The organism is Arthrobacter sp. yr096 (assembly GCF_900108925.1).
In the GTDB taxonomy this organism is placed as follows: domain Bacteria; phylum Actinomycetota; class Actinomycetes; order Actinomycetales; family Micrococcaceae; genus Arthrobacter.
This window is the reverse complement of record NZ_FNYI01000003.1, coordinates 486,736-508,010: the sequence shown is the minus strand read 5'-3', so window position 1 is coordinate 508,010 and position 21,275 is coordinate 486,736. Positions and strand designations below refer to the sequence as shown.

Here is a 21,275-nt window from a genome sequence, read left to right as displayed (position 1 = left end):
TAGTCTAGCCAGCCGGGCTGTCAGAAGCAGAGTCGTACTGGGCCAGGGCCGCATCAAGCCAGGCACGGGCCCCCTTGCGAAGTTGCTCGGGGTGAACGATACGGACGGATCCGCCATGCTGGGAAACGAACATCGGCAGCCACTCTGCGTTCCCGAACCGTACTTCAGCGAGGAGTCCGCCGTCGGGCATTGGCGCCGTGCGTTCGGCGTAGTAATCGTCAGCCAGCCCGGCACCCTGCCGGGTCAGCTGCAGGACCACCAGGACGTCGTCATCGCTGGGAGTGAACAGGCGCGCCGGAAAGTCTTCCGCGGCCGTTGCAGACCCGGTGACATGACGGCCGTTGGGTGCCAACGCCTCCACTCTGTCCAAGCGGAAATTCCGGATGCCCGTCTTACTGTGACAGTAGGCCTCGAAGTACCATGTGTCGTCCAGAGAATAGAGCCGCAAGGGATCGACGTCTCTTTCAGTGACCTCATCCCGCTGCCGGGAGAGATACTTCAGATGGAGCTGTTGTCCATCCCTGATCGCCTGCGTAATCGTGGCAAACGCCTGCGATTGACCCGGCGCGACGGATTGGCCGGCCACGGAACCAGCCAGACGGCCGGCCTGCCCTGCGGCGCCGGTCAATTTGATGGTGACGGATTCCAGAGCACTCCCAGGCTGGTCCTCGGCCATTCCGGCCAACGCCGGCAGGTCGCCCAGCATGGCCAGGCCGGTCAGGAGCGCAGCTGCCTCCTCCTCGCTGAAACGCACCGGACGATTCAGGTCCAAGTGCTCGGAGATGTACACATGGTCGTCTTCCCACTGGATGTCCAGGAGGTCATCGGGGTAGCCCTCTGGAAGACCCGAGCAAATCAGGATCTTCAGGTCGTCAATCAGCGCTTTCCGCGTGATGCCGAAATGATCCGCTACTTCCTGGATGTGCAGCCCCTGATGGTGGACCAGGAAAGGGACCAGCTGGAGCATCCTTGCCAACTGGTCCTCGGACGTCCGCTTCCGCGCCCTGGGCGCGCGTCCAGCGTCGGGGAACTGCAGGGGTACGGACGGGACAGCATCGACGTCAAGGGCGCCTTGGAGGCGGCGTACGACGGCGGCACACAGCTCCGCCGGGCTCACCACCAGGACGTGGGGGCCGTAGGAGGCTAATTCTTCGGCGAGCTGCTCAGGATCACGGAAGTCCACAACCAGACGGTCACGGTTGGAGCCCGCGGGCAGCGGCGTGACACTGTTCGCCCTCTTTCGCAGGGGAAGGAGGCGGTCCCTGTCCACGTCAAGGGTGGCGTGTTGGACCGGGAGCTCGTTGAGGGAGTCCAGTTCTGCCCGGACGTCGAAGGATTCCGGCGGCTCAAAAGTGCTGCCGGTCAGTACGGTAACGGCGCTGGTCATCCGCGAGAGCCTGAAAAGCCTCTTGGCCGCTCTCTCCCGGTCCAGGCCTACCAGGTACCACTGGCCAAATCGGCTGCCCAGTCCCCATGGCTCGACATCGCGGACCTCTTCGCGTCCCGAACTGACCGCGAGGTAGCCGAAACGGACCGGATGCCTGCCGTGCATGGCCGCCACGACGTCGTCGAACGCTTGTCCGGCCGGCTTGATGCGAGGCTGAACGCCCGCGGGGAGATCCACATCAGTAAAGCCACCAGCAGCCTGCAGTTTGCGGACGGCGTTGGCGGCAGCAGTACCGAGGGCAGCACGTTCCCACAGCTGGGCGGCCAACAGGAGGACGGTGCACTCAGCAGGAGTGAGACTGACTTCAGGGAGCCTGTTGGAGTCCTTGCCAATGCGGTAGCGCGTAGTGGCGGGGTCATCCACTCCAAAATTCTGCGGGTCCGTGAGGGTCTCAATCTCAAAGCCAAATTGCCTAAGATCCACCTTGTCACGCTCGAACATGCGTCCAAAAGCGACGTCATTTTCGGCGGAATCGCGGTAAACCTTTTCGCGCAGGATGGACCGTGGAAGTCCCACCTTGGTATTGAGCAAGGCCAGGAGAAGGTTCAGGAGTCGTTCAGTGCGGGATGCGGACACGGTTGCTACGTTACTAAAGACCGGCAGGAAAGCAGCAAGGCGCGTCACCAACCAGTGAAACCGGAAGGTGACGCGCCTTGCGCAAAGGTGGTGTCCTAGCGGACAGCCACGAGGTCTACCACAAAGATCAGAGCCTCGTTGGGCTTGATCGCTCCGCCGGCACCGCGGGAACCGTAGGCAAGCTCAGACGGAATCTCCAGGCGGCGGCGGCCGCCAACCTTCATGCCCAAGAGACCCTGGTCCCAGCCCTGGATAACCTGGCCAACGCCAACACGGAAGTCGAGCGGAGCGCCGCGGCCCCATGAGGCGTCAAACTCTTCGCCAGTGGACCAGGCCACGCCGACGTAGTGCGTGGAGACGGTGTCCCCGGCTTTGGCTTCCGTGCCGGTGCCCTCGATGAGGTCCGTGATGACGAGGTCCGTGGGGACGTCACCTTCCGGGAAGTCGATTTCCGGCTTGGTGCGGTCGAAGTCACGCTGACCGAATGACATGGGTACTCCTTTGATGTGGGGGACGGATTGATGTCAGGAACCAGCCTAAGCCAGTGCCCGGCAGTCGTGCAGACGACGGCCGTTGGCTACTTGACGCCGAGGATGTCCACGACGAAGACGAGGTCGCCCTTGGCTTCGCCTTGGCCTGCGTCGCCGTAGGCCAGGTCCTTGGGAATGACCAGCAGGACGCGGGAGCCGACAGTCTTCCCCTCAAGGCCCTGGGTCCAGCCCTTGATGACGCCAGTGAGCGGGAAGCTCGTGGACTTTCCGCGGTCATAGCTGGAATCGAACTTGGTGCCACCAACAAGGTTGACGCCCACGTAATTGACAGTGAGGGTGTCAGTTGACTTGACGGCTGCACCGGAACCCTTGATGAGGTCCTGGGCGATGAGTTCCTTGGGAGCGGCTACTCCGTCAACGGAGATCTGGGGAATGCCCTTGTCGTCTTCCTTAACGGTGGGGAGCCCTGCAGGAGGAGTTACTGTCTCACCTTCCGGCTTCTCCAGTACCGGCGCGGCATCCTTGGCTGAGACCAACTTGAAGATGACCAGCTGTGTGGAGGCGGGTGCAGAAGCCGTGGCATTGCCCGGTGCCGCGAAGGCGATCTGGGAACCGATCTTGGCGCCGACGATCGCGTTGTAGATCTGCTCGTTGCCTGCCTTCAGCTCGTCAGTAAGCTCGATCGGCTGAGGGCCGTTGGCGTAAGCGTCTTCCACGGTCTTACCGTCATTGCCGTCGACGGCCAGATACACCAGCTCGGCCGTCTGGCCGGCCTTAATCCGCTCTCCGTCGCCTTCGACAACCATCTTGACAGTGGTCTCGGACACGGTGAGGGGCTTGGAGAACTCAATGCCCGGGGCTTTGTCGTTTCCGTTGTCCGTCACTTTCACGGAGTCAAGCTTGGAGGTATCACCGGCTGACTGGCTGGTGGGCTCGGCTGCCGGAGTGTTTCCTCCGCACGCAGTGATGAGCAGCAGGGCAGGAAGGAGAATTGCTAGGAGTCGGCGCACAAAAAAGACACTTTCGTCGGGGCAAGGGACACTCGGAAAGACGCTAAACGCCTCCAAGCAGGGTGGCTCTTGGAAAGAGACCACTATCCAGAATAGCCCGTGAAGCTGAGAGCCAGCTTATAAAGCCGCTCAGCTCATGGAGTCCAGAAGTGCATCTACCCGCTCATCAACGCTCCGGAAGGGATCCTTGCAGAGGATTGTCTGGTGCGCGCGGTCGTTGAGCTTCAGGTGAACCCAGTCAACGGTGTAGTCACGGCCCAGTTCCTGGGCGCGGCGAACAAAGTCGCCACGCAGCTTGGCCCGCGTTGTCTGAGGCGGTGCATCAACGGCGTCCTTGACGTCTGTTTCCGTCACCAGGCGGCGTGCGGCCCCCCGCGCCTGGAGCAGGAAGAAGATACCGCGTTGCCGGGAAATGTCGTGATAGGTGAGGTCGAGTTGTGCAATACGGGGCGAATCCAGGCTCAGGTCATGTCGCCGCATATACCCGTCCATGAGCTTCTTCTTGATGGCCCAGTCGACCTCGGTGTCGATCGTGCTGGTGTCTCCGCTCTCAATGGCGTCCAGAGTCCGCTTCCACAGGTCCAGGATGAGAGGCACGTGGGCGTTGTGTGCGCCGTTGGCAGCCACGAATTCCGTGACCTTGCCCAAGTATTCGCGCTGGATATCAAGTGCGGTCAATTGCCTGCCGTTGGCCAGCCTGACCAAGGCGCGGCCGCTGAGGTCGTGGGAAATCTCACGAATGCTGCGGATGGGGTTTTCCATGCGCATGTCCCGCATGATCACGCCTGCCTCAATCATGCGAAGGATCAGGTCCACCGTTCCAACTTTGAGCAATGCCGAGGTCTCAGACATGTTGGAGTCCCCCACGATGACGTGGAGCCGGCGGTAGAACTCGGCATCAGCGTGTGGTTCGTCGCGGGTATTAATGATGGGCCTTGACCTGGTGGTGGCAGACGACACGCCCTCCCAGATGTGGTCGGCCCGCTGGGAGAACGCAAAGGTGGCGCCATGCGGGGTCTTCAAGACCTTTCCCGCTCCGGCGATCAGCTGACGCGTCACCAGGAACGGAATCAGGATTTCGGCCAGGCGGGAGAACTCCCCGCGCCGCGGAATGAGGTAGTTTTCGTGGCTGCCGTAGGAGTTTCCCGCGGAGTCGGTGTTGTTCTTGAACAGATAGACCGTGCCGTTGAATCCCTCCGCTGCCAGCCTCGATTGGGCTTCATCCACCAGGTCATCCAAGATGAGCTCGCCCGCCCGGTCATGGGCGATGAGCTGGGCGAGATCATCACATTCGGCTGTGGCATACTCCGGGTGTGATCCAACGTCCAGATAAAGCCTTGAGCCGTTGGTCAGGAACACATTGGAGGATCTGCCCCAACTGACTACCTTGCGAAAGAGGTAACGAGCCACTTCCTCAGGAGCCAGCGGACGTGAATCCGGGCTCGAGTAGGAAATCCCAAACTCCGTTTCGATGCCAAAAATTCGCTTATCCATCTCAGCTCTCCTCTGTGAGCAGGCGGGTCATGTCCTCAGGCAGGAGCCGACGGAAGGCCCTTCGGGAACCCCGGTGGCTTTCCGAAGCGCGGTACAGGACTGCGGCTTCAACGGCTGTGGCGGGCAATGCTTCGGCTTCCTTATCGGTGGCCAGGGCGCGCAGTGCCAAACGCATGGCCCCGGCGAGGTTCAACTCAGGCTCCCATGCCGCGCTGACGACGTCGGAAATCTGGTCAGCCAGGCCGCCCATCACCACAAAGCCGTTTTCGTCCGCGATGGAACCATCGAAAGTCAGCCGGTACAGGTGGTCCTGTTCTTGTGCCAGACCCACCTCGGCTACCGCCAGTTCCACCTCGAACGGCTTCTGTTCAGCGGTGAAGACGGCGCCGAGGCTCTGTGCGTACACACTGGCGAGGCCGCGGGCCGTGACGTCCTCACGATCGTAGGAGTAGCCGCGGACGTCGGCGTAGCGGACGCCTGCCTGCCGAAGACTTTCAAACTCGTTGTACTTTCCCACAGCGGCGAACGCGATTTTGTCGTAGATTTCGCCGATTTTATGCAATGAAGGCGACGGATTCTCCGCGATCAAGGCGATGCCGTCAGCGCAGCTGATAACCACTACGGAGCGTCCGCGGGCGATGCCCTTCCGGGCGAAGTCCGCACGGTCCTTCATCAGTTGCTCGGGAGAGACATAGAACTGCTGTGTCATGTCAGGCCTCCCGTCCGGCGATGGCACGCGATTCAACGATGGCCCCCGCGATGGCGGCCAAGTCCCGTTCGGGAACGCGTCGATTGCCCGCCCGATTAACCGTGTACACCACGGGCCACAGCTGGCGGACGGGATCAGGACCGCCCGTTGCCGAGTCGTCATCTGCGGCGTCGTACAGAGCCTCGACGGCGATGGCGACGGCGGCTTCTTCGGAGAGGTTTGGCTTCCACAATTTCTTCAGGGCGCCGCGGGCAAACACCGAACCGGAACCTACCGAGTGGTGTTCCTGCTCCTCGTAGCGGCCGCCCGTCACATCGTAGGAGAACAACCGCCCCACTCCGGACACTTGGTCGAACCCGGCGAACAGGGGAATGACTGCCATTCCCTGCATAGCCATGGGCAGGTTCCCGCGGATCATTGCGCCCAGGCGGTTGGCTTTGCCTACCAGGCTGAGGAGTGTGCCCTCAATTTTCTCGTAATGCTCCAGTTCAACCTGGAACAGCCGTGTGATGTCGATGGCCAGTCCCGCCGTACCGGCAATACCCAGCACGGAGTACTCGTCAGCGGGAAATACCTTCTCTATGTGCCTGCTGGCGATGATGTTGCCCATGGTGGCTCGCCGATCTCCGGCCATCAGCACTCCCCCTGCGTATGTCAGGGCAACGATGGTAGTGGCGTGCGGCGAGGATGGCACCATGCCGGCGGGTAGTGATTGATTGAAGGGAAGGAGTTCAGGACGCGAGCGTTGGAGATGCTCCGTGAAAGAAGACGTTGCCTGGGTGGCCAGGGGGCCGGTTGACGGGTCCTGCATTGCTGCACTCCTTCGACTCTGCGTTCCGATGCCCGGCGGCCTCACGCCGGCCGGGCAGTACATCCTGTGACGGTTCGTTTACTGGCCGCCCTTTTGGACGAAGGCCCTGACGAACTCTTCTGCGTTCGATTCCAGAACGCCGTCAATTTCGTCGAGGAGGTCATCCACGCCCTGTGTCGCGTCCGATGCCTGGGCTTCGGGTGCTGTGGGTGGGGCTTCCGGGACGTCTACTTCAGTTTCGGTTTCCCGGGACTGCGGTTGTTGCTGCTCCTGAGCTGCCATTTTCTTTCTCCCTACTGTCAGTCCCCTGATGCCGGAGACTTCCTACTGCCATATTGCCACGCTGCAGGCTGCTGCGTATGGCTTTGACCAGGCACGAATCTTCCTGTGGCGGGCACGCCTCAGCTCTTTACCGGGGGCGGATTCTGGCCCATCAGTTCGGCCAGGAAGGAGCCGGCGTCCTGGTGCCTCTCAAAGAGTGCACCGGTGAGGGCTTCAGTTCCGCGCAAAGGTTCGCGGGTGGGTACCCGCTGCAGCTTTCCAAGACCTGGGACGTCGAAAATGACCGAGTCCCAGCTTGCACCCACCACGTCTTTTCCAAACCGGGAGACGCACCGGCCCCGGAAGTAGGCACGGGTGTCCGAAGGAGGTTCGCCAACCGCCCGGGCAATGAGGCCGTCGTCGACGATCCGGGTCATGCGATTCCGGGACAGCAACCTGTAATAGAGACCCTTCTCGGGCCGTATATCTGACCACTGCAGGTCCACCAAGCCAAGCCTGGCATCGTTCCACGCCAGGCCATCGCGGTTTCGGTACCCGTCCAGAAGCGATCTCTTGGCTACCCACTCGACGGACGAGGCAGCGGCGCTGATGTCGCTGCCCAGAATCGTCAGCGTGGACTCCCACCGTGCCAGGACATCGTGGGTGTGGCCGTCGCCAGTCAGGGAATCAGCCACGCCTGTCTCTTGGGCGAGTTTTGCGGCCGCCTCGTAGAACATCCACTGGATATCGAGGGCGCTCACCCTTCGACCATCAAGGAGTCTCACTGTGGCGGTCAGCGTGGTGTCGTGGCTGATCGTCTGGAGCGCCTGGACGGGTTCGTGAACCTCGATCTTTGGTGCCTGTCCGGCCTCAATGAGGCTTAGGACCATGGCCGTGGTACCAAATTTGAGGTAGTTGGAGGCCTGGCTCAGGTTGGCGTCGCCGATGATCACGTGCAGGCGCCGGTACTTGTCTGCCGTTGCGTGGGGCTCGTCCCTGGTGTTGATGATGGGACGCCGGATGGTTGTCTCCAGCCCTACTTCTGCCTCGAAGAAGTCTGCCCGTTGGCTGATCTGGTAGCCAGGAGTGGAGCTGTCCTGTCCCAGACCAACACGGCCGGCACCACACACCACTTGGCGGGATACGAAAAACGGCGTCAGGCCACGGATGATGTCTCCGAAGGGTACGGACCGCGGCATGAGGTAGTTCTCGTGGGATCCGTAAGAGACGGACTTGTTGTCCGTGTTGTTCTTGTACAGGTTGATCGAAGGCAGGCTGGTGTCAGCCGCGACTTTCCGGACCGTTGCCAGGGCTACGAGGTCGCCGGCAGCATCCCAGGCCACGGCGTCCCGCGGGTTGGTCACTTCCGGGCTCGAATACTCGGGGTGCGCGTGGTCCACGTACAGGCGTGCGCCGTTGCCGAGGACCATGTTCATCAACAGCGAGCCGGACTCGTCGGCACCATCGAGTTCCAGCTCCTGGCGACCGTACGCCAAGGCGACAGCTTCGGCGTCGAGTACTGGTGGCTGGTCCGTGAGTTGGCTGGGGTCTGCGGCCGCCCGGTCGAGGGTCCAGCCACGGGCATCGTGCAGCGGTTCTTCGTCCGTGTAGTCCCAGCGGGTCTCAGCACCGCCGGCAGCCCGCTGCCGGGTGACGGTGGCGTAGGCCTGGATGATCCTTGCGGACATCATGGTGGCGTTCGCGCCGGGGGCCGACGGTGCGTGGATTCCGTATTCAGTTTCCGAACCCATGACGCGCATGGCGCCCCCGTGGGGCAACTTTTCTGCAGGCGAACCTTCGGGTCTTGCTGTCACAGGTACTGGCCCGTATTGGCAGTGGTTTCAATGGACTTGCCCGGTTCCTGCCCGGCCTTGCCCTGAACGATCGTGCGGATGTAGGTGATCCGTTCACCCTTCTTGCCGGAGATTCGGGCCCAGTCATCCGGATTGGTGGTGTTCGGCATATCCTCGTGTTCGCGGAACTCATCCACCACTGCCCGCAGCAAATGCTCGATCCGCAGGCCCTTTTGATTGTTGGTCAAGAGGTCCTTGATGGCGTATTTCTTTGCACGGTCCACGACGTTCTGCACCACGGCACCGGAGTTGAAGTCCTTGAAGTAGAGCATCTCGGTATCACCATTGGCGTAGGTGACTTCGAGATATTCGTTGGACTTCTCTGTGGAATACATTGCTTCCACGGTGCGCTGGACCATGGCGTCCACGGTCGCCTGAACATCGCCGCCGTACTCGGCCAGATCCTGGTCATGGAAGGGCAGGTCCGTGGTGATGTACTTGGCAAATATGTCCGCGGCTGCCTCGGCGTCCGGGCGTTGGATCTTCACTTTTACATCGAGCCGACCCGGACGAAGAATTGCGGGATCTATCATGTCCTCGCGGTTGGAAGCGCCGATGACGATGACGTTGTCCAACCGCTCGACGCCGTCGATCTCGCTGAGCAATTGCGGCACGATGGTGGTTTCGACGTCGGACGAGACTCCGGTACCGCGGGTGCGGAACAGTGAGTCCATCTCATCGAAGAAGACAACCACGGGGCTGCCATCGGAGGCCTTTTCACGGGCCCGGGAAAAGATGAGGCGGATGTGCCGCTCGGTCTCTCCCACGTACTTGTCCAAGAGCTCCGGACCCTTGATGTTCAGGAAGTAGCTCTTGAGGTCCGTGTTTCCGGCGCGTTCGGCAGCGCGGGCGGCGAGGGAATTCGCAACAGCCTTGGCAATGAGGGTCTTGCCGCACCCGGGAGGGCCGTACAGCAGGATGCCCTTGGGGGCTTTGAGCCCGTGCTCGCGGTAAAGGTCCGGATGCAGGAAGGGCAACTCCACAGCATCACGGATTTGTTCAATCTGCGGTCCGAGGCCACCAATGTCCTGGTAGGTAATGTCCGGGACTTCCTCCAGGACGAGGTTCTCCACCTCGGCCCGCGGGACCTTCTCCAGTGCGTAGCCAGTACGTGAGTCCAGGGACAGCGCGTCCCCAACTTTCAGATGGATGTTTTGGAGTGCTCCCGAAAGCCGGACCACGCGTTCTTCATCGGCACGGCCCACCACCAGGGCGCGGTCCTTGCCGAGTAGTTCCTTAAGCGTGACCAGTTCACCGGCACGCTCGTAGCCAAGTCCGGCCACCACCAGCAATGCCTCATTCAGGAGCACTTCCTGACCGACGGCCAGCTGGTTGATGTTGACCAGTGGGCTCACGCCTACGCGCATTTTGCGGCCTGAATTGAAAATGTCCACGGACTCTTCGGTGGCAGCTTGGCCGGAGTTGCCGGCGGAGGGCTGCTTCCGGGGGTTGATCTGCACAACGGTGCCGAAACTGTAGGGTGGTTGGCCCTCCTGCTCCAAGGCGCCCTTCAAGCGAAGAATCTCGGCCTTGGCTGTCTCCAGCATGCTGACGAGTTTGCCGTTGTTCTGCGTCGCGGCCGCCAACTGGCGGTCAATGTGGCGAAGCTTGTCCCGGAGAATATTGATCTGCCGTTCTGCAACAGTCAGTTCACTCGAAGGGTCTGGCGGTTGAACAGCGGCAAGCCCCCGGCTCGCCGCTTCTTTCGCTGCGTCTGGTTCTTCCGGCGTCGGCCGCCCAAGGTCGTTGTTTGACGTATCCACGATTCATCAGCCCCTTCCTGCGCTTAACAAGACCTTAGTCCCGAAAAGCGCAGGGTGCTTGGTGACATCCGGAATGCGGACTCTATTGTGACCTTTGTCAGTTTGTGACCGGAGGATCGTCCTGGACGTTGGTTCCGGCAATGGCATCACGGGCAGCGCGGCGGAGCTTCTTGTCCGACACTGATCGCTCCCCCACTGCGCCGGGGGTCCAGGCGTTGAGGTCTTCCTCGCTGAACTCAGTCTTGGAGGGGCGTCGCTTCACGGAGATCCCCTTGACGCCATCGGCAAGCCGGCGTGTCACCAGGAGGAAGCCGGTGTGGGCAACCATGCGGTGATCCGGGCGAACGGCCAGGCCTTCAAGGTGCCACCCGCGAACCATCGATTCCCAAGCGTCAGGCTCGGTGAACCGTCCATCCGCGCGGATGGCTTCAGCGGTGCGGGACAACTGGGTGACGGTGGCCACATAATTGATCCAGACTCCGCCCGGTGCCAGAACTGTGGCTACGGCGTCCAAGCACTCCCAGGGAGCGAGCATATCCAGCACCACGCGGTCCACGGAGCCGGGGGCCTCGGCCTTGACCACCTCTTCCTGGAAGTCGCCCAGCGAGATCTGCCACGCGGGATGCGGGCCGCCGAAGATGGTCTCCACATTTCCCCGGGCGATGTCTGCAAACTCTTCGCGACGTTCAAAGGAGTGAAGGTACCCGCCATCCCCTACAGCACGCAGCAGCGAAATGGACAGGGCGCCGGAGCCGACGCCGGCTTCCACGACGCGTGCGCCGGGGAAAATGTCAGCCATGGTGACAATCTGGCCAGCGTCCTTTGGGTAAACGACTGCTGCACCGCGCGGCATGGACAAGACGAAGTCCGAGAGCAGCGGCCTCAGCGTCTGGTACTGCTGGCCGACGTTGTTGCCGACCACGGAGCCGTCCACTTTGCCGATGATCTCATCATGGTTTAGGAAGCCGCGGTGAGTATGGAAAGCTCCGCCCACCTCCAAGGTAATGGTGTTCATGCGGCCACGTTCGTCCGTGAGCTGCACCCGCTCGCCCACGCGGAAGGGTCCGCGGCGGCGCGCAGCGCCCGTCGGCTGCACTGCTGTGCCGGTGCCGGGCTGATCAGAACCTGCGCTGGCTTCGGGTGCGGCGGTTTCGCTGCTCATGTACTGTTCCTCGCTCCTGTACGGCTGGGCCGCAACGTTTTTGCTGGCTGGTGGGCGCCAAAAAATCTCTGGGGTCGGTGGTGAACCGCCGGCATGCAACTCTACCGGCACAGGAGTCAGGCGCGCCCACTTCGGCGGGCTTCCTTACCTGTTATGGCCGTCACCACGGCCTGCTGGCGGAGAAGACCGGTAACGATGCCGTTGTGGTCCACCACAGCGTATTCGCCTCCCTCAAGCCGCGACAGGTACTGGATGAGTTCCTGCCCCTTGGACCATTCCGGGACATAAGCCCCGGCGGCCAGGGCATGCCCAACGGCAGTGACGGGCGTCGTCGTGATCGCGTGCGCGGGCACAGCGGAAGCTGCACCCAGATCCACGACGCCCTGCGGCTTGCCGTCCGGTCCGCAGATGACGACGGCGGGACTTCCGGCCGGGGAAACGGCCAGGACGTCTGCCACGGAGGCTGAATTCGGCACGCCTACGGCGGGTTCCGCCAGGCCGGCGGCGCTCACCAAGTAGAGGCGGCTGCGGAGTTTGGCGTGGTGGATTGAGCTGGAAGCGCTCATCCACAGGAAGCCGCAGACGAGGATGGTGACCACCGTGTACATCAGGTCCGGTAATTGGCCCTTGAGGAAAGGCACAACAATGAACCAGATAACCAGGGCCACCACGATGATCCGACCGGACCAACCTGCAGCAATGGTTCCCTTGTCCTGGCTACCGGTGGCTTTCCAGACGGCCGACTCCACGAGGCGCCCACCGTCGAGAGGCATGCCCGGGAGGACATTGAAGATACCGATCACCAGGTTGGCCAGCATCAGGATGTCCGCCAGCATGCGCGGCACGCCAGTGAGCATCCCCGTGACCGTAACAGCCCACATGATCCCCGCAATGACGAAGTTCGAGGCCGGTCCGGCAAGGGCAACGATGACCGAGCGTCCGGGGGAAGCCGTAAAGTTTTCGAATTGCGTATGGCCTCCCCACAGGTTCAACACAATTTTCTCTGTCGGCCAACCGAACGCCCTGGCGCTTAATGCATGGGCCATTTCGTGCACGAGGACTGAAATGGCGAGCAGTAATGCGATCGCGAGCCCAACGAGGTATCCCCAGTAGCCAATGCCCGGGAAGTAATCCATGACGGACGGACCGTAGAAGACCACTGTGATGGCCGCAATAACGAACCAGGAATAGGCGAGGTAAACCGGAACGCCGGCGATCTTACCGAGCGGAATGCCATCCTTCTTGGTGGCAGCATGATGCGGCGCGGGGGAACTGCTCACCTAGTTTGCCCCTTCAAGCAGGTTTGCTGCTGTGAAGCGGTCATCCACAAGCTGGCCGACGTCCGCGGCAGTCCTGCCTACCAGGGTGTCCCAGGTGACCATGCGGTGGTCCTCTGGCAGCGGTACCTGATGGGGAATGCCGACTGTGACCACACCCGACGCGATGGCTGCTGTAGCTCCAGGCACGGAGTCCTCCAACGCCACGCAGTGGTGGATTGTCAGGGTGGGATCATCCAGTCGGAGACGTTCAACTGCGGTCAGGTAGGCCTCCGGGTGCGGTTTTCCGTTGGTGACGGTATCCCCGGTGACCATGAATTCGAAGTACGGCTTGGGAAGGCTCTCCACGACGACTCCGGCCAAGGGACCCTCTGACATGGTGACCAACGCGCAGCGGATTCCTGCCTCGTGGAGCTGATCCAGCAGTTCGCGGGCACCGGGCCGCCACGGGACCTCTTTGCGGACCTGGGCGATGACCTGTGCACTCAAAGTGTCAACGATTTCACGGGCCTCGAGCTTGACGCCTGCGTTCTGGAGGACTGCCGCCGAATGCAGCAAGGACTGCCCGACCAACTGCATGGCCTGCTGGTGGGACCAGGTTCCGCCGTGCGACTCCACCAGCGCGCGCTCGGCCGCGATCCAATAGGGTTCGGTGTCCACGAGTGTGCCATCCATATCCCAGAGCACGGCTTTGAGGAGGGGCTGGCTGGGTGAGGAATGCATGGTTTCAAGTCTACGTGGAACCTGGCGGGCGGCTGTCCGCGGGTTGCGCTGTGGGCGAATCGCGGACACGCTTCGGCGTGAAATGCCATGCATCCATCACGGTCTTGGACGTAGGGTGAGTGAATGAACAGTGTGGACGGGACCCCCGAAGGGCAGGACATCACCGCGGAGCCCGAGCGTTTCCTCAAGGAACCGGCGGACGGCCAGCGTGTCACCGTAATGCTTGCCGCATTCGAGGGCTGGAATGATGCCGGCGAGGCCGCCAGCGATGCGCTGCACTATCTGAACAAACTCTGGGACGGCAAGAAGGTGGCCACGGTGGACGCCGAGGAGTACTACGACTTCCAGTTCACCAGGCCCACCGTCAGGCGTACCTCATCCGGTGCCAGGAAGGTCAAATGGCCCTCCACCCGCATCTACAAGGCGGCCGTTCCGGACAGCAACGTGGATGTGGTGTTCGTGCTCGGCACTGAACCTTCATACCGTTGGCGTGCGTACACCACGGAATTGTTGGTCCACGCGGAAGCACTCAAAGTGGACTCCGTCATTTTGATCGGTGCCTTGCTGGCCGATGTGCCCCATAGCCGCCCCATTCCGGTCAGCACCACCACGGAGGACAGTTCGCTGCGTGAGCGCCTCAACCTGGAAGCGTCCCAGTATGAGGGACCGGTTGGGATTGTGGGTGTGCTGGCAGAGTTTGCCATGCTGGCAGGGCTGCCGACGGTTTCGTTGTGGGCGGCAGTACCGCACTATGTTGCCCAGCCTCCCTCCCCCAAGGCCCAGCTCGCGATTCTGCACAAGGTGGAGGATCTGCTTCAAGTCCCCCTCGACAATCAGGCACTGGCCGAAGAGTCGGAGGCTTGGGAACGCGGAGTGGACGAACTAGCCACGGAGGACCCCGAAATTGCTGCTTACGTGCGGCAATTGGAGGAAGCCAAGGACACGGCGGATCTCCCGGAAGCCTCGGGTGAATCGATCGCACGCGAGTTTGAGCGATACCTGAAGAGGCGCGGCAAAGAACGGCCCTGAAGCACGGCTGATGCGAGGCGGCCCTGAGGTCCTGTAAAGACTGCGAACAAAAAGCAACGGCCCTGACAAGACGTCAGGGCCGTTGCTGTCTCCCGGGATGAGAAAGCCTAGAGTTCTACACCGAGCAAGGCATTAATGGCATCGGTAATGATTGCCTGGTCCTGTTCCGAGGTGTCACCCTTGGTGCGCAGAGCCTCCGCGGTCCACTGATCGACTGCGTCGATGGCTCCGGGTGCGTTGAGGTCGTTGGACAACTCGTTGCGCATAGCGGTAACCAGCGGTCCTGAAGAGCCCTCCGGAGCGTGAGCGAGGGCAAGGCGCCACTGCGAGAGCCGGTCCTTGGCGGCCTTGAACTCCTCATTCGTCCACGACCAGTCAGAACGGTAGTGGTTGGCAAGGATGGCCAGACGGATGGCTTCAGGTTCCTCTCCGGCCGCGCGGAGTTTGGAAACCAGAACCAGGTTGCCCTTGGACTTGCTCATCTTTTCGCCGTCCAGGCCCACCATGCCGGCGTGTGCATAGTGCTTTGCCAACGGGACGCCGGAAAGGGAGTACGCGTGGCCTGCGCCCATTTCGTGGTGCGGGAACACCAGGTCTGAGCCGCCGCCCTGGACGGTAAATGGTGCCGGAAGGTACTTCTGAGCGATGACCGTACATTCAACGTGCCAACCGGGCCGGCCGTCGCCTAGCGTTGCGCCCGGCCAGCTGGGTTCGCCGTCGCGGGCTACACGCCAGAGCAGGGGGTCAAGGGCATTGCGTTTACCCGGCCTCGCGGGGTCTCCACCGCGTTCGGCGAAGAGGGTCAACATCTCCGCCTCGCCAAGACCCGACACGTCGCCCAGGGTCCAGGCATCGGTGGCGTCCGAGCGTTTGCCGGCCATTTCGACGTCGTAATACACATCGCCATCAGGTTCACCGTCCGAACCCTGAACGCGATAGGCGACGCCGTCGGCGACCAGGCGCTCGATGGCGGGCACAATGTCCGGGATTGCCTCAACAGCACCGACGTAATGGTCTGGCGCCAAAACGTTGAGGGCGTCCATGTCGGTCTGGAACAAGTCGATCTGGCTCTGCGCCAGCTCGCGCCAATCCACGCCGGTAGCCGTGGCGCGTTCCAACAGGGGGTCGTCCACATCCGTGACGTTCTGGACGTAGGAAACGCGGATGCCGGCGTCACGCCAGACACGGTTCAGGAGGTCAAAGGCCACATAGCTGGCAGCGTGCCCCATGTGCGTGGCGTCGTAGGGAGTGATGCCGCAAACGTACATGGACTGCTCCGGCTGCCGTTCAACCTCCACCACACGGCCAAGGGCTGTGTCGAACAGGCGTAGTTGCGGCATGCTGCCGGGCAGCTCAGGAACAGGGCGGGAGGTCCACGATTTCACGACTCAACCTTAGTGCTAGGCGCTGATCACATTGAAACCGAGCAGGACATACAACGCCAGGCCAAGGAGGATCCGGTACCAAACGAAGAGCCTGTAGCTGCGCGTGGAGACGAATTTCAGGAACCAGCCGATGATGATGTAGCCCACGACAAAAGCGATGACGGTGGCAAGGGCGGTCTCAGGAAGCCCGTAAGGTCCGGACAATCCTTCGTTGGAAACTGTCTTGTAGAGCTGGTAGAGCCCGCTGCCGAACACTGCTGGAATGGCCAGCAGGAAGGAGTACCTTGCAGCGGCCTCGCGGGTGTAGCCCATCAGCAGGCCGGCGGTGATCGTGCCACCGGACCGGGAGACGCCAGGGATCAAGGCCATTGCCTGCGCAAAACCGTACAGGATGCCGTGCTTGTAGCTCAGCTGCGTGAGATCCCTCTCCTGGCGGCCAGTGGCATCGGCAACAGCCAGGATCATGCCAAAGACAATCAGCATGGTGGCAACGATCCACATGCTGCGCAACACGGACTCAATCTGGTCTTGGAACAACAAACCCAGGACGATGATCGGCAGGCTGCCCAGGATGACCAGCCATCCCATGCGGGCATCCGGGTTGCTGCGCTCCACTTTGCCGGTGAGGGACCCAAACCACGCACGGACGATGCGAACTATGTCACGCCAGAAGTACACAATCACAGCGGTTTCGGTACCCAGCTGCGTGATTGCAGTGAAAGCGGCGCCGGGATCTGAGGCCCCCGGAAGGAAGGAGCCGACAATCCGCAGGTGCGCGCTTGAAGAGATCGGGAGGAATTCGGTGAGGCCCTGCACCAGGCCCAGCAAGGCTGCTTCTATCCAGTTCACGTGAATAGACCCTACGTCATGAAGTCTGGGAACTGCCCGTAAGCTAGCAGCTATGCAGCAGCGTTATGTCGGAAACAGCGGGTTCCGTGTGTCCTCTTTGTCCCTCGGAACCATGTCCTGGGCCCAGGAAACAGATGAACAGGACGCTGCAGAAGTGCTAAACGCGTTCGTTGCTGCCGGCGGCACTGTTGTTGACACCGCGGCGTCCTACGCCCAGGGGCAGGCTGAAGCGATGCTGGGGTCCATGTTGGGTGACGTGGTGGCCCGCTCAGAGCTGGTCATCTCCACGAAAGCCGGCGTGTCGTCGTCGGACTCCAGGCGCAGCATCAACGCTTCCCGCGGGGCGATGTTGTCCGCCCTCGACGCCAGCCTGGCCAGACTGGGTACCGACTACATCGACATCTGGTTCGCCCACGAGTGGGACGCCAACGTGCCGTTGGACGAAACACTGTCAGCACTTGAACTGGCCCAGCGCACCGGCCGTGCCCGCTACGTGGGAATTTCCAACTACAACGGATGGCAGACGGCAAAGGCCTCTGCCGTGGCCGGGTTCACCTTGGTGGCGAACCAGTCGGAGTACTCCTTGGTGCAACGCAGGGCGGAGCAGGAACTGATTCCAGCCGTTGAGGATGCGGGCCTGGGCCTCATGGCCTGGGCTCCCTTGGGGCGAGGGGTCTTGAGCGGCAAATACCGCGGGCAGATTCCGGCTGACTCGCGTGCGGCCCAGAGCCGTCTCGCTGCCTACGTTGAGCCCTACCTCGAGCCCAAAGCTTCCCGGGTGGTGGAGGCAGTGGCAATGGCCGCCCGCGGCCTGGGGCGGTCTCCCTTGGACGTTTCCCTGAGCTGGCTGCTCTCCCGTCCCGGCGTTGCGACGGCCATTGTCGGTGCCAGGAATGCCGTCCAACTCAAGGAAGTGCTGGACGCGCAGCTGACGGTTCTGCCAGCTGAAATTGCCCGCGCGCTCGAGGATGTTTCCGCCACGTAATGTGGTGCTATTGGCGGTCCAGGATGTCCAGGAGGTAGCTCCCATAGCCACTCTTGGAGAGTTTGGCAGCCTGCCGGCGAAGCTCATCATCGGTCAGGTAGCCCATCCGCCATGCCACTTCTTCCGGTGAGCCGATCTTCAAACCCTGCCGGTTTTCCGTGGTGCGGACGTAGTTTGATGCGTCGTTCAAGTCGCTGAACGTTCCTGTGTCCAGCCAGGCAGTACCCCGTGGGAATTTCTGTACGTGCAACCGGCCGAGTTCCATGTACTGGCGGTTGATGTCCGTGATCTCCAACTCCCCACGCGGAGAGGGCTTGAGGTCTTTCGCCATGGCAACCACGTTGTTGTCATAAAAGTACAAACCGGGGACGGCATAGTTGCTCTTGGGGACGGCCGGCTTCTCTTCAATGGAAACCGCCAGGCCGTCGTCGTCGAACTCCACCACACCGTAAGCGGACGGGTCCTTGACCCAATAACCAAAGATGGCGCCGCCATCGACGTCTGCGTAGTGGCGCAATTGGTTGCCCATGCCTGGGCCGTTGAAGATGTTGTCGCCGAGGATCAGCGCTACCTTGCCGCTTCCAATGTGGTCTTCCCCCAGGATGAACGCCTGGGCGAGACCATCCGGCGTCGGCTGCTCCGCATAGCTGAGGTTGATGCCGAACTGGGAACCATCACCGAGGAGCCGTTGGAACTGCTCTGCATCCCCTGGCGTGGTGATGACCAGGACATCCCGGATCCCTGCCAGCATCAGCGTGCACAGGGGGTAATAGATCATGGGCTTATCGAACACGGGAACCAGCTGCTTGCTGATTCCGAGCGTAATGGGATGGAGCCGCGAACCCGTTCCACCTGCAAGAACAATTCCTCGCAAACCAGCCGTCCTCACCTGTGCCCAGTCTCGCCGCGGACGGCTACTCTAGGGCCATGCAGAGAATCCTTGTCACCGGCGGGGCCGGATTCATTGGATGCAACTTTGTCCACTACATCATGGAGCACACCGGCCTGCATGTCACGGTCCTGGACAAACTCACCTACGCGGGCAGCATGGAATCACTCGCCGGGCTGCCGCCGGAACGATTCGACTTCGTCCATGGCGACATCTGCGACGCCGGCGTGGTGGACCCGCTGGTGGCTGACACCGACGCCGTGGTTCACTTTGCCGCCGAATCCCACAACGACAACTCCCTGCAGGAACCCCGCCCCTTCGTGGATACCAACCTGATGGGGACCTTCACGCTCATTGAGGCCGCGCGAAAGCATGGCACCCGGTTCCATCACATATCCACAGATGAGGTCTATGGAGACCTGTCCCTTGATGATCCGCACCGCTTTACCGAAGACTCCGTGTACCGGCCAACCAGCCCGTATTCGGCCACGAAAGCCGGCTCGGACCTGCTGGTGCGGGCGTGGGTCCGTTCGTTCGGTCTCCAGGCGACCATCAGCAATTGCTCCAACAACTACGGTCCCTACCAGCACGTGGAAAAGTTCATCCCACGGCAAATCACCAACATCCTGGATGGCAACCGGCCGCGCCTGTACGGCAACGGGCGGAATGTCCGGGACTGGATCCATGTGGAGGACCACTCGTCGGCCGTGTGGGCGATCCTGCAGGGCGGCCGCGTGGGTGAAACGTACCTGATAGGAGCCGACGGCGAGAGGTCCAACCGCGAGGTGGTGGAGTTGCTGCTTTCGCTCGCAGGTCAGCCCGACGATGCCTACGATCTGGTGACCGACAGGCCCGGCCACGACCTTCGCTACGCGATTGACTCCAGCAAACTCCGGAGGGAACTCGGCTGGCGGCCCCGGTATTCAGATTTTGAATCAGGGCTGGCTGACACAGTGCTGTGGTACAAGGCCAACCACCATTGGTGGAGGCCCCAGAAAGCCGCCACTGAAACAAAATATGCCGGTCAAGGCCACTGACCCGTGGATCCTGCCCAGCAATTGCGCTCACGGAGCACACCCATCCCCGGACTGCTGTTGTTTGGGCTGCCCGTCCACGGGGACCACAGGGGCTGGTTCAAGGAGAATTGGCATCGGGAGAAGATGTTGGCGGCCGGGCTGCCGGACTTCGGCCCGGTGCAGAACAATATTTCCTTCAACGCTGCGCGAGGCACTACCCGAGGTATCCATGCCGAACCGTGGGACAAATTCATTTCGCTCGCCTCCGGACGGGTCTTCGGCGCATGGGTGGACCTTCGCGAAGGGCCCACGTTCGGGACGTTGTTCTGCGCGGAGCTGACGGCCCAGGATGCGATTTATGTTCCCCGCGGGGTTGGCAACGCCTTCCAGACCCTGGAAGTCAATACGGCCTACACCTATCTGGTCAACGACCATTGGAGCGCGGAGGCACAGAAGGACTACACGTTCCTCAACCTGGCTGATGAACAAACGGCTGTCCCATGGCCGATTTCCTTGGACAAGGCAATTGTTTCTCCACAGGACAGAACCCATCCACGCCTGCCGGACGTGGTTCCGATGCTGGGCCGGCGCACGCTGGTCCTGGGCGCGGACGGCCAACTTGGTAAGGCCCTGCGAATGGCGTTCCACGGGGACACGACGGTGGAGTTCGCCGGCCGGGCAGATTTCGATATCACGTCCGAAGAGGCCTACACGGCGCGGGACTGGCGGAAGTACTCCACCATAGTGAACGCAGCGGCCTTCACTGGTGTGGACGCCGCGGAGACCGCAGAAGGGCGCGCAGCTGCCTGGCGTGTCAACGCAGGTGCGGTGTCCCGGTTGGCGCGTGCCGCCGTCGAGCATTCACTGACGCTGGTCCATCTCTCCAGCGACTACGTGTTCGACGGAACCGCAGACGTCCACTGGGAGGACGAAAGCCCGTCGCCGCTGGGAGTCTATGGCCAGAGCAAAGCGGCGGGCGATGGTGCTGCGGCAACGGTGCCACGGCACTACATCGTGCGGACCAGCTGGGTGGTGGGCGAAGGCCGCAACTTTGTGCGCACCATGGTTGGGCTGGCGGCTCGGGGAGCCTCGCCCGCCGTGGTGGATGACCAATGGGGCCGGTTGAGCTTCGCCACCGACATCGCCGCGGGCATCCGGCATTTGCTCACCACCAACGCCCCTTACGGCACGTACAACCTCAGCAACAGCGGCGAACGGCAGTCCTGGGCGGACATTGCCCAAGAGGTATATCGCTTGTGCGGGACGGACCCTGGCTTGGTAATGCCGGTCAGTACCGTGGCGTACGCCAAACCGGGCACCTCTCCACGCCCGCGGAGCAGTGTCCTGGATCTCTCGCGTATCCGGGACAGCGGTTTTGATCCACCCGCTGCTGCCCAACGCCTTGCTGACTATGTGATTGGTTTACAGACCTAGCGGAGTGCGCCAAAACGGCCTAAAGTTGCCCTACGGCAGCCCACAATGTGGCCGGGCCGGGAGACAACACAAGTGAACAAGATGGTCGGGCAGCGTCCGCTGTCCGCGGCG

19 protein-coding genes are annotated in these 21,275 nt (G+C 61.9%); 4 read left to right on the top strand and 15 right to left on the bottom strand.

Translation table 11 applies throughout. The annotated features are described in order from the left end of the window. Positions 1–4 precede the first annotated feature (4 nt). The 12 genes from BMY91_RS10200 to BMY91_RS10145 form a co-directional block, all read right to left on the bottom strand. Positions 5–2,023 (bottom strand): helix-turn-helix transcriptional regulator, encoded by a 2,019-nt coding sequence (locus BMY91_RS10200; RefSeq protein ID WP_177179894.1) that lies wholly within the window; start codon positions 2,021–2,023, stop codon positions 5–7. 95 nt (positions 2,024–2,118) lie between these two features. Next, entirely contained in the window at positions 2,119–2,514 is a 396-nt protein-coding gene (locus tag BMY91_RS10195; RefSeq protein WP_011774867.1) for an FKBP-type peptidyl-prolyl cis-trans isomerase, read from the bottom strand. Between the two features lie 86 nt (positions 2,515–2,600). Then, positions 2,601–3,524: an FKBP-type peptidyl-prolyl cis-trans isomerase gene (locus tag BMY91_RS10190; protein WP_175538609.1), complete on the bottom strand. Its 924-nt coding sequence runs from the start codon at positions 3,522–3,524 to the stop codon at positions 2,601–2,603. Positions 3,525–3,653: 129 nt separating this feature from the next. Then, positions 3,654–5,018 (bottom strand): Pup--protein ligase, encoded by a 1,365-nt coding sequence (gene pafA / locus BMY91_RS10185; RefSeq protein WP_090821470.1) that lies wholly within the window; start codon positions 5,016–5,018, stop codon positions 3,654–3,656. Position 5,019: 1 nt separating this feature from the next. Then, entirely contained in the window at positions 5,020–5,727 is a 708-nt protein-coding gene (prcA, locus tag BMY91_RS10180) for a proteasome subunit alpha (protein ID WP_090821467.1), read from the bottom strand. A gap of 1 nt (position 5,728) precedes the next feature. Beyond that, entirely contained in the window at positions 5,729–6,538 is an 810-nt protein-coding gene (gene prcB, locus BMY91_RS10175) for a proteasome subunit beta (protein ID WP_090821465.1), read from the bottom strand. Positions 6,539–6,616: 78 nt separating this feature from the next. Next, the gene (locus BMY91_RS10170) at positions 6,617–6,820 is read right to left on the bottom strand and encodes a ubiquitin-like protein Pup (RefSeq protein WP_090821463.1); all 204 of its coding nucleotides are present in this window, start codon (positions 6,818–6,820) and stop codon (positions 6,617–6,619) included. Between the two features lie 119 nt (positions 6,821–6,939). Continuing rightward, positions 6,940–8,559, bottom strand: a complete 1,620-nt coding sequence (dop, locus tag BMY91_RS10165) for a depupylase/deamidase Dop (protein ID WP_090821461.1) — start codon at positions 8,557–8,559, stop codon at positions 6,940–6,942. Positions 8,560–8,609: 50 nt separating this feature from the next. Next, positions 8,610–10,415 (bottom strand): proteasome ATPase, encoded by a 1,806-nt coding sequence (gene arc, locus BMY91_RS10160; RefSeq protein ID WP_090821459.1) that lies wholly within the window; start codon positions 10,413–10,415, stop codon positions 8,610–8,612. Positions 10,416–10,512: 97 nt separating this feature from the next. Next, a complete protein-coding gene (locus BMY91_RS10155) occupies positions 10,513–11,577 on the bottom strand; it encodes a tRNA (adenine-N1)-methyltransferase (protein WP_090821457.1) in 1,065 nt (354 codons plus the stop codon). A gap of 116 nt (positions 11,578–11,693) precedes the next feature. Further along, positions 11,694–12,857, bottom strand: a complete 1,164-nt coding sequence (locus tag BMY91_RS10150; protein ID WP_090821456.1) for a site-2 protease family protein — start codon at positions 12,855–12,857, stop codon at positions 11,694–11,696. Next, positions 12,858–13,670 (bottom strand): HAD family hydrolase, encoded by an 813-nt coding sequence (locus BMY91_RS10145; protein WP_090821454.1) that lies wholly within the window; start codon positions 13,668–13,670, stop codon positions 12,858–12,860. 30 nt (positions 13,671–13,700) lie between these two features. On the opposite strand from BMY91_RS10145, the gene BMY91_RS10140 reads away from it, so the two are divergent. Then, entirely contained in the window at positions 13,701–14,606 is a 906-nt protein-coding gene (locus BMY91_RS10140) for a PAC2 family protein (protein WP_090821452.1), read from the top strand. A gap of 107 nt (positions 14,607–14,713) precedes the next feature. Here BMY91_RS10140 and mshC read toward each other — a convergent pair whose 3' ends face one another. Together mshC and BMY91_RS10130 are read right to left on the bottom strand one after the other, a co-directional pair. Beyond that, positions 14,714–15,991, bottom strand: coding sequence for a cysteine--1-D-myo-inosityl 2-amino-2-deoxy-alpha-D-glucopyranoside ligase (gene mshC, locus BMY91_RS10135; protein ID WP_090821450.1), 1,278 nt, complete (start codon positions 15,989–15,991; stop codon positions 14,714–14,716). Between the two features lie 15 nt (positions 15,992–16,006). Then, positions 16,007–16,840 (bottom strand): undecaprenyl-diphosphate phosphatase, encoded by an 834-nt coding sequence (locus BMY91_RS10130; RefSeq protein WP_090821448.1) that lies wholly within the window; start codon positions 16,838–16,840, stop codon positions 16,007–16,009. Positions 16,841–16,892: 52 nt separating this feature from the next. Between BMY91_RS10130 and BMY91_RS10125 the strand changes: the two genes are divergently transcribed. Further along, entirely contained in the window at positions 16,893–17,825 is a 933-nt protein-coding gene (locus BMY91_RS10125; RefSeq protein WP_090821446.1) for an aldo/keto reductase, read from the top strand. A 7-nt stretch (positions 17,826–17,832) separates the two neighbouring features. Here the strand turns inward: BMY91_RS10125 and rfbA are convergent, their stop codons facing one another. Continuing rightward, positions 17,833–18,699, bottom strand: coding sequence for a glucose-1-phosphate thymidylyltransferase RfbA (gene rfbA, locus BMY91_RS10120; RefSeq protein WP_090821444.1), 867 nt, complete (start codon positions 18,697–18,699; stop codon positions 17,833–17,835). A 53-nt stretch (positions 18,700–18,752) separates the two neighbouring features. Between rfbA and rfbB the strand changes: the two genes are divergently transcribed. Next, a complete protein-coding gene (gene rfbB, locus BMY91_RS10115) occupies positions 18,753–19,751 on the top strand; it encodes a dTDP-glucose 4,6-dehydratase (RefSeq protein ID WP_090821442.1) in 999 nt (332 codons plus the stop codon). A 3-nt stretch (positions 19,752–19,754) separates the two neighbouring features. Next, positions 19,755–21,164: a sugar nucleotide-binding protein gene (locus BMY91_RS10110; protein WP_090821440.1), complete on the top strand. Its 1,410-nt coding sequence runs from the start codon at positions 19,755–19,757 to the stop codon at positions 21,162–21,164. Positions 21,165–21,275 lie beyond the last annotated feature (111 nt).